Origin of the sequence: Citrobacter sp. C348 (genome assembly GCF_047467975.1) — a bacterium.
Classification (GTDB): Bacteria; Pseudomonadota; Gammaproteobacteria; order Enterobacterales; family Enterobacteriaceae; genus Citrobacter; species Citrobacter gillenii.
In genome coordinates, this window is the sequence record NZ_JASJUJ010000003.1 from 65,834 (window position 1) to 79,753 (window position 13,920).

Annotated in this window: 11 protein-coding genes and 1 other RNA gene; 5 read left to right on the plus strand and 7 right to left on the minus strand. The window is 53.6% G+C overall.

All coding sequences use genetic code 11. The annotated features are described in order from the left end of the window. Positions 1–12: 12 nt before the first annotated feature. From sufB to QNN86_RS06910, 3 genes are all read right to left on the minus strand, one after another. Positions 13–1,500: a Fe-S cluster assembly protein SufB gene (gene sufB, locus QNN86_RS06900; RefSeq protein WP_414210825.1), complete on the minus strand. Its 1,488-nt coding sequence runs from the start codon at positions 1,498–1,500 to the stop codon at positions 13–15. Positions 1,501–1,508: 8 nt separating this feature from the next. Continuing rightward, positions 1,509–1,877, minus strand: coding sequence for a Fe-S cluster assembly scaffold SufA (sufA, locus tag QNN86_RS06905; RefSeq protein ID WP_135912125.1), 369 nt, complete (start codon positions 1,875–1,877; stop codon positions 1,509–1,511). A 497-nt stretch (positions 1,878–2,374) separates the two neighbouring features. Continuing rightward, on the minus strand, positions 2,375–3,250 hold the full coding sequence (locus QNN86_RS06910) for a LysR substrate-binding domain-containing protein (protein WP_182269921.1): 876 nt from the start codon (positions 3,248–3,250) through the stop codon (positions 2,375–2,377). Between the two features lie 122 nt (positions 3,251–3,372). On the opposite strand from QNN86_RS06910, the gene QNN86_RS06915 reads away from it, so the two are divergent. Beyond that, positions 3,373–4,224 carry a Vmh family MBL fold metallo-hydrolase gene (locus QNN86_RS06915; protein ID WP_279276916.1) on the plus strand — a complete coding sequence of 284 codons (852 nt, stop codon included), beginning with the start codon at positions 3,373–3,375 and terminating at the stop codon, positions 4,222–4,224. A 68-nt stretch (positions 4,225–4,292) separates the two neighbouring features. Here the strand turns inward: QNN86_RS06915 and QNN86_RS06920 are convergent, their stop codons facing one another. The 3 genes from QNN86_RS06920 to QNN86_RS06930 form a co-directional block, all read right to left on the minus strand. Further along, the gene (locus QNN86_RS06920) at positions 4,293–4,481 is read right to left on the minus strand and encodes a YdiH family protein (protein WP_135912127.1); all 189 of its coding nucleotides are present in this window, start codon (positions 4,479–4,481) and stop codon (positions 4,293–4,295) included. A 77-nt stretch (positions 4,482–4,558) separates the two neighbouring features. Continuing rightward, positions 4,559–4,969 (minus strand): 1,4-dihydroxy-2-naphthoyl-CoA hydrolase, encoded by a 411-nt coding sequence (gene menI / locus QNN86_RS06925; protein WP_115258634.1) that lies wholly within the window; start codon positions 4,967–4,969, stop codon positions 4,559–4,561. After that, entirely contained in the window at positions 4,966–8,022 is a 3,057-nt protein-coding gene (locus QNN86_RS06930) for an FAD-binding and (Fe-S)-binding domain-containing protein (protein WP_181619303.1), read from the minus strand. The genes menI and QNN86_RS06930 overlap by 4 nt, the downstream gene beginning before the upstream one ends. A 213-nt stretch (positions 8,023–8,235) precedes the next feature. Between QNN86_RS06930 and ydiK the strand changes: the two genes are divergently transcribed. Continuing rightward, positions 8,236–9,345 carry an AI-2E family transporter YdiK gene (gene ydiK / locus QNN86_RS06935; RefSeq protein WP_279276918.1) on the plus strand — a complete coding sequence of 370 codons (1,110 nt, stop codon included), beginning with the start codon at positions 8,236–8,238 and terminating at the stop codon, positions 9,343–9,345. Positions 9,346–9,530: 185 nt separating this feature from the next. Then, positions 9,531–9,638, plus strand: an RNA gene (gene rprA / locus QNN86_RS06940) — antisense sRNA RprA. 3 nt (positions 9,639–9,641) lie between these two features. Here rprA and QNN86_RS06945 read toward each other — a convergent pair. Next, positions 9,642–12,017, minus strand: a complete 2,376-nt coding sequence (locus tag QNN86_RS06945) for a glycoside hydrolase family 3 N-terminal domain-containing protein (protein WP_414210827.1) — start codon at positions 12,015–12,017, stop codon at positions 9,642–9,644. A 272-nt stretch (positions 12,018–12,289) separates the two neighbouring features. Between QNN86_RS06945 and QNN86_RS06950 the strand changes: the two genes are divergently transcribed. Next, positions 12,290–12,646 (plus strand): YdiL family protein, encoded by a 357-nt coding sequence (locus QNN86_RS06950; RefSeq protein ID WP_146717030.1) that lies wholly within the window; start codon positions 12,290–12,292, stop codon positions 12,644–12,646. Positions 12,647–12,693: 47 nt separating this feature from the next. Further along, positions 12,694–13,905: an MFS transporter gene (locus tag QNN86_RS06955; RefSeq protein ID WP_414210828.1), complete on the plus strand. Its 1,212-nt coding sequence runs from the start codon at positions 12,694–12,696 to the stop codon at positions 13,903–13,905. Positions 13,906–13,920: the final 15 nt, after the last annotated feature.

The window sequence follows — 13,920 nt, forward strand, 5'->3', positions numbered from 1 at the left end:
TTTCCTTAAATTTTAACCGACGCTGTGTTCAAGGCTGATGGCGAGAAGTTTTTGCGCTTCAACAGCGAACTCCAGCGGCAGTTCAGAGAACACGTCTTTACAGAACCCGTTGACGATCATCGAGATGGCGTCTTCTTCGCTGATACCGCGCTGCAGACAGTAGAACAGCTGATCTTCACCAATACGTGAGGTGGTGGCTTCGTGTTCAAGGTGGGCGCTGTTGTTGCGACACTCTACGTACGGGAAGGTATGCGCCCCGCAGTCTGCACCAATCAGCATTGAGTCACACTGGGTATAGTTACGGGCGTTGGTGGCGGTCGGCATAATTTTTACCAGGCCGCGATAGCTGTTCTGGCTGTGCCCGGCGGAGATCCCTTTCGAGATAATGGTCGATTTGGTGTTCTTGCCGATGTGGATCATCTTGGTGCCGGTATCGGCCTGCTGATGACCGCTGGTCAACGCAACGGAGTAAAATTCGCCGATGGAGTTATCGCCGCGCAAAATACAGCTGGGGTATTTCCAGGTGATGGCCGAGCCGGTTTCCGACTGGGTCCACGACATTTTGCTGTTTTCGCCTTCACACAGTGCGCGTTTGGTAACGAAGTTAAGGATGCCTCCGGTATTTCCATCGCCAGGGAACCAGTTTTGCACCGTCGAGTATTTCACTTCAGCATCTTTGTGGATGATCACTTCCACCACCGCCGCGTGCAGCTGATAGCTGTCGCGCACCGGAGCAGAACATCCTTCAATGTAGCTGACGTAGCTGCCTTCATCCGCCACCAGGATAGTGCGTTCAAATTGCCCGGTTTTTTCCGCATTAATACGAAAATAGGTGGAAAGCTCCATTGGGCAGCGCACGCCTTTTGGCACATAAATAAACGTACCGTCTGAGGCAACCGCTGCATTCAGCGCGGCAAAGAAATTGTCGTTGCCCGGCACCACTGTGCCGAGATATTTTTTCACCAGCGCCGGGTGATCGTGAATGGCCTCACCGAACGAGCAGAAAATAATGCCTTGCTCCGCCAGCTTTTCACGATAGGTGGTCGCCACCGAAACCGAGTCAAAAATGGCATCGACCGCCACTTCTCGCCCTTCACGTACCGGCACGCCAAGTTGTTCGAAAGCGTCCTCAACCTCTTTACTTAAAAACGCATTCGCGCCCGTTTGCTGTACCGCTCCCGGCTCGGAGGCGCAGGTCTCATCGCAGTTGCCGCAGGAAGGTGCGGAGTAATAGCTGTAATCCTGATAATTCAGCTTATCGTAATGCGCTTTTAACCAGTGCGGCTCCTCCATCGTCAGCCACGCCTTAAACGCATCCAGGCGAAATGCCAGCATCCAGTCCGGTTCGTTGCGTTTCGCGGAAATCGCCCGCACGACCTCTTCATTGATGCCCTTCGCCAGTTCATCAGTTTTTAGTTGGGTGAAGAATCCCTCTTTATAATTGAGGTGTCCGCCAGCCCAGGTGTTGACATCGTCAGTTGCTTCAGTGTTACGCGACATAGTACCGCCTATACCCCAAAACTTTCGCCACAGCCGCATTCGTTCTGGGCCTTCGGGTTATGAAATTTAAATAACTGATTTAATCCTTCACGAACAAAATCGACTTCGGTTCCGTCAATAAACGGCATCGCCTGTAACGGCACATACAGCCTGGCGCCATCGGTTTCGAACACCAGATCGTCTTTTTCCGGTTGGCTGACGGTATCCAGCACATAGCCAAACCCCGCACATCCTGTTTGCTTCACGCCTAACCGCACGCCCAGCATATCGGGCTGTTTCGCCACCAGCTCACGAATATGCGCCGCGGCGGCTGACGTTAACGTCAACCCACGCCATGCAAAATCGTTCGGATTAAATGTTCCTGAATGCAATTCCATAGGGTTACCTCGAGTCATTAACCTGCACGCTACAATACCATGTTAGTGATAATGATTATCACTTCAACCCCTGATCAGCAGGGGCATTCGGGTTAACCGCCCTTTTTGGTTACTTTTATTAAGCATAGACCCTGCGGCGAGGGTTTACAGAGAGGGATTATTTTGTTCAATGCTTTGATAAATAATGGGTTACAAACCGTTAATCGTTCAGCAAGGTAAAACGCAAAAAGATGTATAGAAAATGTCTATTTAAGAGATAGGGGAAAGACGGAGAAATAGAAGTAACCGCCTGCAAAACGGCGCAGACAGACAATAAAAAACCCTTAAGGCTGCTATGTTAGCAGGCTTAAGGGTTCCGACCCCATCCGGCGCTTATCTCCGGCACTCACGATGGCTTAGCTCTTGAAGGGGCGATTGGAATAATCTCACGACCTGACGCCGTGTTTTTAACACAAACTGCGGTTTGTCTGATTTACAGGCAGACGCAGCTCACATATTCAGACCAGAATCTCATGCAGGGCATCCAATAGCAGACGCAGCCCTGCCGGTTGATGCTCACGCGAAAGATATAACCCATAAATCGGCAAACATCGCGGCTTGAGCTGGGGCAAAAGCCGGATCAACCGACCTTGTTCCAGTCCTTCACGCGCCTCTTGTTCCGGCACCAGCGCAATGCCCATACCGGCCAGTGCCGACTCACATAATAGCGCAGAGATCCCGGCACTGATATTTCCCTTTATTGCCACCGATACGGCATCGCCCTGCTCATCGTGAAAGTGCCAGGATTTTCCGGCGAAACCGCTGTAGTAAAGGCAATTGTGTTGGGCCAGTTCGTCAAGATTTTGCGGAGTGCCATGCTGGCGCAGGTAATCCGCAGAGGCACATAACACCGACTCACAGTCACCCAGACGGCGGGCGATGGTGCCTGGTTCAGGGTTATCCGTGATGCGGATTGCCGCATCAATACGTTCACCGACCAGGCTCACCGGTTGATTGTTAATCTCAACCTCAATGCGCAGTTCAGGGAAACGCGCCAGAAAAACGGGCAGTACCGGTGCCAAAATATGCATCGCAGTAAAATGGGCGCAAGCCACACGTAGCGTGCCGGAAGGAATCTCTGCTGCGCTGGCGGCGCTGATATCCAGCGACAACTGCGCCAGCGAGCGCGTCTTCACTAACGCCTCTTCCCCCGCGGGCGTAATGGTCAGCCGACGCGATGAACGGTGGATTAACCTTGCACCTGCCCATTTTTCCATCTCGTCAAGATAGCGACTGACCATCGGACGGGAAAGCCCCAGCGCGCGCGCAGCGGCGCTCAGACTCCCCAAATCGCAGATATGGTTAAATACCGTTGCCGCCATGACTCTGTCCATTGCATCCCATCCGATCGTTTTATGAAACTCAGCATGTCCTGATAGAGGAATTCTAACAGATCCAAATATCCGTAAAATAAAGAACAAGAAAAAGACATTTCATCTGCAAAAGGTTATCCCCCATGAAAGTGAACGCCCTGGCCCTGCTGTTACCTCTGTTTGCCTCGCCGGTTTTCGCCGCGCCACTCCAGCTTGACGTCTACAATCCCCAGGAAAAAGCTATTTTTCCGGTATCCTCAACGCTGGTGTCCGGCCCGAAAGAGGCCATTTTATTTGATGCGCAATTCAGCACCAAAGACGGTGAAAAGCTGGTGCAGATGATTCGCGACAGCGGCAAAAAACTGCAGGCCATCGTGATCACCTCCGGTGACCCGGATTTTTATTTTGGTCTGCAGCCAATTGTTAACGCCTTTCCCGAGGTAAAGGTTTTGGCAACCCCGCAGGTCGTGGAGCACATTCGTGCCACCAAAGACGCCAAACTGCAGTTTTGGGGCCCGCAGATGAAAGACGGCGCGCCAACGACGATCATCGTGCCGCAGGTCACGACGCAAACGCGCTTTACCATTGATGGTGAAACGCTGGAACTGCGCCACTCGAATGATTACGCGGCCTATGTCTGGATCCCGGCTAACCGGGCGATCCTCGGCGGCACCGGCGTGGCTTCCGGTATTCATGTCTGGACTGCGGACACACAGTCTCCTGAACAGCGTCGCGCATGGCGCAACGTGCTGAGCGAAATGCAAACCTTACGCCCAAACGAGGTGATCCCCGGTCACTACATCGGTGAACGTCCGGCAGACGATCAAGCGATCCGCTTCACCGGTGATTATTTGCACGCTTTTGAGCAGGCGCTGGGCGCGAAACAAGGATCCGCATATGTGATTCAGACGATGAAGGCCGCATGGCCAGGGCTTGCTGACGAAAGCTCGCTGGATCTGAGTGCGAAGGTCAATACCGGGGAGATGAAATGGTAAACCCAATTTAAGGCAAAAAATAACCCCGAACAGGTGTCGGGGTTTTCATCACGATAAGCATACTGGAATCAATGAACGCCGTGCCGCCAGGCAAAATAGATTTCTTCTTTGAGTTCAGTCGAAGAAAGCGCCAGTAAATCAGCAAACTCCAGCTCTAATTGTTTCAGTCTTTTGAGATACTGAGCCGGTGAAAGATCGCTGTTATCACGACGTATAAATTCTATTGCCAGTTGGGCCGGGTCTAATTGGGTAGACATATCATCCTCGCTTGTGTTCAAAACCTGCACAGTATAGCACCTTTCCCTGCGCAGATAATGACCAAACGCAACATGCATCACAAAATAGCGGTCGTCAGACGCGATGTGCAACACAACCGTCCCTGCTCATCGAAGATTTCGATTTGCCAGACCTGATGGCGAGAACCGGTATGCAGCGCGCTGCACACCCCTCTCACTCGCCCTTCCCGCGCGGAGCGGATATGGTTGGCATTGACCTCAAGACCCACCACTTTTTGATCACCTTGAGTGCATAAATACCCGGCCACCGAGCCAATGCTTTCGGCCAGCACCACCGACGCGCCACCGTGTAACAGGCCAAAAGGCTGTTTGGTTCGGTGATCCACCGGCATCGTGGCTTCCAGCGTATTGTCACCAATGTGCTCAAAGCGGATATCAAGCAGACCCACCATATTTCCCTCACCCATGGCATTGAGCGCCTCGAGTGAAACTTCACGTTTCCAGATCATCCAATAATCTCCAGCAGTGCCTGTAATGGGTGGCGAACGCCCGTGCCTTCCACGCGTTTTACCTGGCTGCGGCAAGAATACCCTGCCGCCAGACAGCGGCTGCGCGGTAATCGCTGCATCGCCTGGTGCCATGATAACTCATAGATGCCCAGCGAGTTCTGGTGATTCTTCACTTCATGACCGTATGTGCCCGCCATGCCGCAGCACCCGACGCTGACGTTTTCCAGCCTCGCGCCGAATTTGGCAAAAATGGCCGCCCACTGCGCAGGCGCGCCAGGCAGGGCCGTTACCTCGGTGCAGTGTCCAAAGAAATACCACGGCTCACCCGCAGTTGCGGCAGGCTGCTGAGACGCCAGGACGGTTGACAGCCACTCGTTCACCAGAAGTACATGGAAATCGCCACGCTGCTCGCCCAGCGCCAGCTTGTATTCATCGCGATAGCACAATACCAACGCCGGATCGACACCAACCATCGGGATATTCAACGCCGCCACGCGATTGAGAAATTCAGCGGTTTTTTTCGCCGTTTTGGCAAAACGGTTTAAGAAGCCTTTAATGTGCTGCGCCTTGCCATTAGGCGAGAACGGCAGCAGGACCGGCTGTAAACCGAGTTTTTCCACCAGGCGGATAAAATCAGCTACCACCTGTGCATCGTAATAGCTGGTAAACGGATCCTGGACCACCAGCACCGTACGGGCCTTCTGTTCCTGACTCAATAGCTCAAGCTGTTCCAGCGTCATATTGGCGGAGCGGTGCCCAACCAACTGACGCTGTAACGACGGTGCGGACAGTAGCGGCAAATCCACCATGCCAATATGCTTTTTGGCCAGCGTACGCACCAGCGGCTGGTTAATGAAGAAGTTGAATGTTTTTGGCGCGCGCGCCATCAAAGGCGCATAGCTTTCAACGGTTGCCACCATGTGATCGCGCAGCGGACGCAAATAACGCGTGTGGTACAGTTGCAGGAAACGGGAACGGAACTCCGGAACGTCAATTTTGATTGGGCACTGCGTGGAACAGGCTTTACACGCCAGACAGCCTGACATCGCCTCTTTGACTTCGTGCGAGAAATCGTACTCACCCTTACGCGCATGCCAGCTGTTACGCGTGCGGGCAATCAGCGTACGTAAACTGGTGCGTTTTTCCGGTAACTCTTTTTCCAGATGCACCGGATCGATGCCGCGGTCGGCGAGCAGGCGCAACCATTCCCGTACCAGCGTTGCACGTCCTTTGGGGGAGTGAATTCGGTTCATGCTGATTTTCATCGACGGGCACATGGGGCTGTTGGCATCGAAGTTAAAACATAACCCGTTGCCGTTACACTCCAGCGCCCCACGCCACTCCTGCCTTACGGCCAGTGGGATCTGGCGATCGTAGGTGCCGCGTTTAACTGCATCGACTTTCATCATCGGCGCATCAACGCCTTCCGGTGGGCATATTTTGCCAGGGTTCAGCCGATTTTGCGGGTCAAACGCCGACTTCACCTTGCGCAGTTCACCGTACAACTCATCACCAAAGAACGCCGGACTGTACTCCGCGCGAAATCCTTTGCCGTGTTCGCCCCACAGCAGGCCGCCGTATTTGGCCGTCAATGCCACCACGTCATCAGAAATGCGTTTCATCAGCACTTCCTGCTGCGGATCGCACATGTCCAGCGCCGGCCTGACGTGTAACACCCCGGCGTCCACGTGACCAAACATGCCATAGCTCAGGCCGTGGCCGTCAAGCAGCGCGCGAAACTCCGCGATGTAATCCGCCAGATGTTCAGGCGGTACGCAGGTATCCTCCGCGAACGGAATCGGCTTGGCGGCCCCTTTTGTGTTGCCCAGCAAACCGACAGCTTTTTTGCGCATCGCGTAGATACGCTCCACGCCTGCCAGCTCAGTACACAGCTGCCAGCCAATGACGCCTGCTTCCTGACGGGCAATTAAACCGTCCAGGCGCTCACACAGTGCGCTGACCTGCAAATCAATCAATGCTTCGTCGTCACCGGCAAACTCGACGATATTCAGCCCCAGCATCTCTTTATTCGGCACATCGGTAATCAGTTCGCTTACCGAATGCCAGACAATGTCTTCGCGTGCCAGATTCAGGACTTTAGAGTCCACGGTTTCTACCGACAGCGCGCGCGCGTCAACCATTACCGGGGCATTGCGCAAAGCGGAATCAAATGAGTCATATTTGACGTTGACCAGCCGCCGCACTTTCGGCAATGGCGTGATATCGAGGCGAGCCTCGGTAATAAATGCCAGCGTGCCCTCGGAACCGGTGAGGATGCGGGTTAAATCAAACTCGGTCATCTCATCGTTAAAGACGTGCCGCAGATCGTAGCCGGTTAAAAACCGATTCAGCTTCGGAAACTTATCTACGATCAGCTGGCGGTTTTCACGACAGCGCTGGTAAACGGTCTTATAGATGCGCCCGATGGTGGTATTGGTGTTACCGAGCATTTCAGCCAGTTCCACCGGCATCGGCTGCGTATCAAGGATATCGCCGCCCATCAGTACCGCACGTACGCCCAGCACGTGGTCGGAGGTTTTACCGTATACCAGTGAGCCCTGTCCGGACGCATCGGTGTTGATCATCCCGCCAAGCGTTGCCCGGTTACTGGTCGACAATTCTGGTGCGAAGAAATAGCCGTACGGCTTCAGATACTGGTTAAGCTGGTCTTTTATCACCCCGGCCTCGACCCGTACCCAACCTTCCTGCGGATTGATTTCAATAATGCGGCTCATATAACGGGACATATCCACGATAATGCCCTGATTCAGCGCCTGACCATTGGTACCCGTGCCGCCGCCGCGCGGGGTAAAAATCAACGAGGAAAAGAGAGGTTCCGCCGCCAGACGGGCAATCAGCGCCACATCCGCCGTTGAACGGGGGAAAACTACGGCATCAGGAAGAAGCTGATAGATGCTGTTATCCGTCGACATTGTCAGGCGATCGGCATAGCTCGTTGCCGTGTCGCCCGTAAATCCTTGCTGCTCCAGCGCCTGCAAAAAATTGAGCACCAGTTGAACGACACCAGGTGCCTGAGAAATTTGTGGAATCATTATAGTGACCCTTTCCTGCGGTCTGTGTTGTGAATTTAATCGTTTGCGTGTTGCTTTGTTTGTTGTATCACATTTTTTTCTAATACGCCCAGCAGATTTAAAGGCAGAATCGGCCTGTTAAAAACCGCTGAAATTGCTCATCATTATAGGGTGTGGTTTAAGCGTTCACGTCGCGTCAACGTTCTGACGTACAGAAAAGGTGAAAAAGTATTTATGGTAAATTTCCGTCAGCCCAGGGATATCGCACAAGTGCTGCTCTCGGTGCTGTTTTTAGCCATCCTGATTGTGGCCTGTTTATGGATAGTGCAGCCCTTTATCCTTGGTTTTGCATGGGCTGGAACCGTGGTCATTGCGACCTGGCCCATTTTGCTGCGTATACAGAAATTGTTATGGGGGCGTCGTTCTCTGGCCGTGCTGGTAATGACCCTGCTGCTGGTCCTTTTGTTTATCATTCCTATCGCGCTATTGGTCAACAGTATTGTTGATGGCAGCGGACCGTTGATCCATGCCGTAACCGCGGGCGATATGACGTTGCCGGACCTGGAGTGGCTGAACAGTATTCCGTTAGTGGGTGCCAAAATTTATGGCGCATGGCACAGCCTGCTGGATATGGGCGGCGCGGCAATTATGGCCAAAGTGCGTCCTTATATCGGCACAACCACCACCTGGTTTGTTGGTCAGGCCGCGCACATTGGTCGCTTTATGATGCACTGTGGCCTGATGCTGCTGTTCAGCGCCCTGCTCTACTGGCGCGGCGAGCAGGTGGCATTAGGGATTCGTCACTTCGCCTGTCGCCTGGCTTCTAAGCGTGGTGATGCTGCTATTTTGCTGGCGGCACAAGCGATCCGCGCGGTGGCATTGGGTGTGGTCGTCACCGCACTGGTGCAGGCCGTTCTCGGGGGTATTGGTCTGGCGGTAACGGGTGTGCCGTACGCCACGCTGCTGGCGGTGTTGATGATCCTGTCCTGCCTGGTGCAGTTGGGTCCTCTACCGGTGCTAATCCCGGCCATTATCTGGCTGTACTGGACGGGGGACTCCACCTGGGGCACGGTGCTGCTGGTCTGGAGTGCCGTGGTCGGCACGCTGGATAACGTAATCCGCCCGATGCTGATTCGTATGGGCGCCGATTTACCGCTGATCCTCATCCTGTCGGGTGTCATCGGCGGGTTAATTGCCTTCGGCATGATTGGCTTGTTTATCGGCCCAGTGGTCCTGGCGGTATCCTGGCGTCTGTTCTCCGCTTGGGTGAACGAAGCCCCGGCGCCAGGTAACGATCCGGACGAAATCCTCGAAGAAATCGCTGAAATCGAAAACAACAAATAACCCTGACATCAGGCGGCATCGCCGCCTGATTGTTTAACGCTGCTTATTGATGCTTCAGCACTCATTGCCCCAATCCCACGCCTCCTGCCTTAAAACCCTCATTTGTGTCGCAATTTCTTTACAGTTTTTAAACTATTGAGATGAATCTGATCGACGTGAAAAATCGACATGCCTACTATTGTCTCAAGGCTTTAGATCAACACATTGATTTATAAGCATGGAAATCCCCTGAGTGAAACAACGAATTGCTGTGTGTAGTCTTTGCCCATCTCCCACGATGGGCTTTTTTTTAACATTTACTCGCAGCTCACCACGCAACGGCTCATCATCTGCCAGTTCTTCGGCATAATCTGTAGCGTACCAACCACATTGACCGTCGTGCTCGCCCAGATGTTCGCAGATGAATTCCCGACCATCAGGTCGAACTCGCCGGGTTCCACCACCCGTTTGCCATCCCTGCGGGTGAAGTTGAGCATATCCACCGGCACATAAAAGGTCAGCGTTGCGCGTGCACCGGGGTCCAGAGTTACGCGCTGAAACGCTTTCAGCTCTTTAACGGGACGAACCATCGAAGCCACTTTGTCGTGTACATACAGTTGCACCACCTCACTTCCCCTACGCTCGCCACGGTTACGCACCACAACCTGAAGCGCAACCTCGCCCTCCACCGGAACGTCCGGACCCAGCAGCGTAATACCCTCGCAGGCAAACTCGGTCCAGCCTTTACCGTAGCCGAAGGGATAGCGGGAGCCAAAATGGAACGCAAACGGCGTACCACCGCTTTTTAGTTTGTGATTGTAGTAATAGGGCATAGCACCTGCGCTTTTCGGCACGCTAACCACCAGCCTGCCCAGCGGCTCAGCCCGTCCGGTCAGCACATCGGCAATAGCCCAGCCTCCTTCCTGACCCGGCGCCCAGGCCATTAACAGCCCGGCGACATGGTCCTCCAGCCCCTGCAGGTTGTATGGCCTGCCGCCTGTCATCACCACAACAACCGGTTTACCCGTCGCCACCAGAGCCTCCAGTAGTTGTTGCTGTACACCCGGCAGAGTGAGGCCGTCTGTATCCGAGCCTTCTCCCACCGTGCCGCTCTGGAAAAGTCCGGCCAGATCGCCGACACAGACCACCACCACATCGTTGCGACGGGCGACGGCAACCGCTTCAGGAATCAAACGTTGGTCAGTGGAGACCGGGGAGGACTGCATCGGTTTGCCACTGCTGTCACCGGGAAACACCGGTGCGCCCGCCAACCGATTCTCTATGATATGACAGCCCTTCGCATAGTCGATATGGTCATCGCCCAAATAGTGGCGCAGCGCGGACAGCGGGGTCGTCACCTGCACGGCGTTGTCAGCCATATCGCTGATGATCAGATGCACCGGGAAGCTGTAACCACTGAGCAGCGCCAGCGGATCGTCCGCCGTGGGGCCGATCACCGCAACGCGCGGTCTGCCCTGCAGCGGCAAAATACCGTTATTTTCCAGTAGCGTTATCGAGCGCGTGGCAACATCACGTGCGACTTTGCGTGTTTCTTCGGACTGCAGGTCAATCGCAGACTCATCGGTGTACGGCTGCTCGAACAGGCCAAGACGAAATTTCTCCGTCAGGACGCGGGAGACAATCTCATCGACTTTGGTCATGGTTATTAGTCGACGTTCTACCGCCATGGCTAAATGGCGCGCGCAGTCGTCTTTCGGCAACTCAACGTCAAGTCCGGCATTAAAGGCCAGCGCTGCAGATTGCGCGGCATCATGCGACACGCCGTGATGTTGATGCAGTAAACTGACGCCGCCGTAATCGGCCACAATGATCCCGTCGAACCCCCATTGTTCACGCAAAATCGTGGTTAGCAGGTAGCTGTCGCTGTGCCCTGGTTGGTTATCAATATCATGATAGGCAGGCATTACCGATCCAGCATTAGCTCGTTTTACCGCCATCTCGAACGGCAGCAGGAAGGTATCGTTAAGCTCGCAGAACCCCAGATGCACCGGCGCATGATTGCGCGCCCCTTCGCTAAACGAATGCCCGACATAGTGTTTCAGCGTCGCCAGCACATCGCGTTTTTCGCCCTGCAACCCCTGCACATAGGCACAGGCCATCACCCCCACTAGCCATGGATCTTCACCAAAGGTTTCTTCCGTCCTACCCCAGCGGACATCGCGTGAGACATCCAGCACCGGTGCCAGCCCCTGGCGGCATCCGGTTGAACGCGCCTCCAGGCCAATCTGCCTGGCGGCACGCTTGACCAGTTCAGGATCCCAGGTTGAACCGTAGTTCAGCGACGAGGGAAACAGGGTGGCATCTTTACATAACAACCCCACCAGGCACTCCTCATGAAACAGCGCGGGAATGCCCAGCCGCGTCTCTTCCATTAACATCTTTTGTAAACGATTCGCCGCCCGCACGCCCGTTTTTGCCTCAACGATATGGGTGCCCAGCGGGCGCGTAATCTGTCCAACACCCATTCTCAGTCGCTCGGTGAGTGCCGCCTGACCGCTCATACCGGCAAACTCGTCACTCATGTCGCTGCGTTCCCGGTGGTCGCCCTTTTCAGATAGCACCAACCAGTAAGCATGCATTTGCGCGAACTTCTCTTCAGGTGTCATGCGCGCCAGCAAATCAGCCACGCGTTCGTGCACCGGCCGTTTTGCATCCTTGTAAATACTCATCATTGTAACTCCCCTCTCTCCATCAACCATTGCTCTGACAAGTATCAAGAGGCGCGACAACGTGAACAATTGCGGAAATAGCCAGTGGAATTACGTTATTTAGTTAATGTGATCGGCCGCAAGGGGTGATTTACTCGCGACCTGAAAGGCCAATCCCCGTCGTATTTACAGATCAATAACAAATAATATTGCACAAGATAGTGTGACTCTCTTCAAGTTGAAATATCCACAGTAATGTTATTACTACTCCACCGTTTTTATTAAGTGATGACATGATGAACGCATTCGAATTGCAGGCATTCCGCCACCTTTTTGCGCTATCGATTGAAGAAAGTGCGAGTTATATTGCGGGTGATGGCAATGTTACCACCTGGCAACAATGGGAAAATGGTGATCGTGATATACCAGAGAGCATTGTGCAGCGCTGTGCAGAAATGAAAGCAAAGCGCAAATTGCGAATTAATGCCATCATCGAAAAAATCAACAATCGTATTGGTAATAATACGATGCGTTTTTTCCCCGACCTGATGTCTTTTCAAGCGGTGTATCACGACGATAATTTCCTCGACTGGAAAATTTATCAATCGACGGCAGTTGAACTTTTTGCCCATGACCTCGAGCGTTTGTGCTAGGAAACCGCGACGCCACACCCTTTAGCCTCTTCGCTGAGTAACACATTATGAAAAATACCTATTTCTCCACTGCGATAGGGCTGTACCTTAATTATCTGGTACATGGTATGGGGGTCATTTTGATGAGCCTCAATATGTCCTCACTGGAACAACAGTGGCAAACCAATGCGGCAGGCGTGTCGATTGTTATTTCTTCTCTCGGCATTGGTCGATTAAGCGTCTTATTACTGGCGGGTTTACTCTCCGATCGCTATGGGCGCAGGCCGTTTATCCTGCTCGGCATAACCTGCTATCTCTGTTTCTTCGTGGGTATTATCAATACGCACAATATTTACATTGCCTACGCGTTTGGTTTTTTAGCCGGGATGGCGAACAGTTTTCTCGATGCGGGAACATACCCCAGCCTGATGGAGGCATTTCCCCGCACACCCAGCACCGCGAATATTCTGATTAAAGCCTTTGTCTCCAGCGGCCAGTTCCTGTTGCCGATGTTCATCAGTCTGTTGGTGTGGGGTGAATGTTGGTTTGGCTGGTCCTTCCTGCTGGCGGCAGGCATCATGATTTCCAACGGCATATTTTTATTTCGCTGCCGATTTCCTGCGCATCCGGGACGCCAACCCACCGTCAAGGAAGCACCCGAAACAACGATGGCTACGCATCGTTGTTCCCTGATCGATCTTGGCAGCTACACCCTGTACGGCTACATCTCAATGGCCACCTTTTACCTGGTGAGCCAGTGGCTGGCTCAGTACGGTCAGTTTGTCGCTGGCATGTCCTATACGTTATCCATCAAGCTGTTGAGCGTTTACACGTGCGGTTCGCTACTGTGCGTGCTGATCACCGCCCCGCTGGCGAGGAAGGCCGAACGCGCACCGACGCTGTTAATGCTTTACACCTTCATCTCGTTTATTGCTCTGCTGGCGGTCTGCCTGCACCCTACGCCAACGGTGGTGATCGCGTTTGCTTTTGTCATCGGTTTTTCATCTGCTGGCGGCGTGGTACAAATCGGGCTAACGCTGATGGCGGCGCGTTTCCCGCATGCCAAGGGGAAAGCCACCGGGATCTATTACAGTGCGGGCAGTATTGCCACTTTCACCATTCCCTTGATTACGGCAAAACTCTCACAATCCAGCATTGCCCATATCATGTGGTTTGATACCGGCATGGCTGCCATCGGCTTCTTGCTGGCACTGTTCATTGGTTATCGCAGCCGCATGGCGACAAAGTATCCATTAAAAATGGCGCCACTCGCCGAATAGCACGGATGCAATATT

What these genes read in the sequence shown, in the direction of transcription:
- ydiK (WP_279276918.1), top strand. Translation starts at nt 8,236, where the DNA reads ATGGTAAATTTCCGTCAGCCCAGGGATATCGCACAAGTGCTGCTCTCG.
- QNN86_RS06955 (WP_414210828.1), top strand. Translation starts at nt 12,694, where the DNA reads ATGAAAAATACCTATTTCTCCACTGCGATAGGGCTGTACCTTAATTAT.
- QNN86_RS06910 (WP_182269921.1), bottom strand. Translation starts at nt 3,250, where the DNA reads ATGGACAGAGTCATGGCGGCAACGGTATTTAACCATATCTGCGATTTG.
- sufB (WP_414210825.1), bottom strand. Translation starts at nt 1,500, where the DNA reads ATGTCGCGTAACACTGAAGCAACTGACGATGTCAACACCTGGGCTGGC.
- QNN86_RS06915 (WP_279276916.1), top strand. Translation starts at nt 3,373, where the DNA reads ATGAAAGTGAACGCCCTGGCCCTGCTGTTACCTCTGTTTGCCTCGCCG.
- QNN86_RS06930 (WP_181619303.1), bottom strand. Translation starts at nt 8,022, where the DNA reads ATGATTCCACAAATTTCTCAGGCACCTGGTGTCGTTCAACTGGTGCTC.
- QNN86_RS06920 (WP_135912127.1), bottom strand. Translation starts at nt 4,481, where the DNA reads ATGTCTACCCAATTAGACCCGGCCCAACTGGCAATAGAATTTATACGT.
- menI (WP_115258634.1), bottom strand. Translation starts at nt 4,969, where the DNA reads ATGATCTGGAAACGTGAAGTTTCACTCGAGGCGCTCAATGCCATGGGT.
- QNN86_RS06950 (WP_146717030.1), top strand. Translation starts at nt 12,290, where the DNA reads ATGAACGCATTCGAATTGCAGGCATTCCGCCACCTTTTTGCGCTATCG.
- sufA (WP_135912125.1), bottom strand. Translation starts at nt 1,877, where the DNA reads ATGGAATTGCATTCAGGAACATTTAATCCGAACGATTTTGCATGGCGT.
- QNN86_RS06945 (WP_414210827.1), bottom strand. Translation starts at nt 12,017, where the DNA reads ATGATGAGTATTTACAAGGATGCAAAACGGCCGGTGCACGAACGCGTG.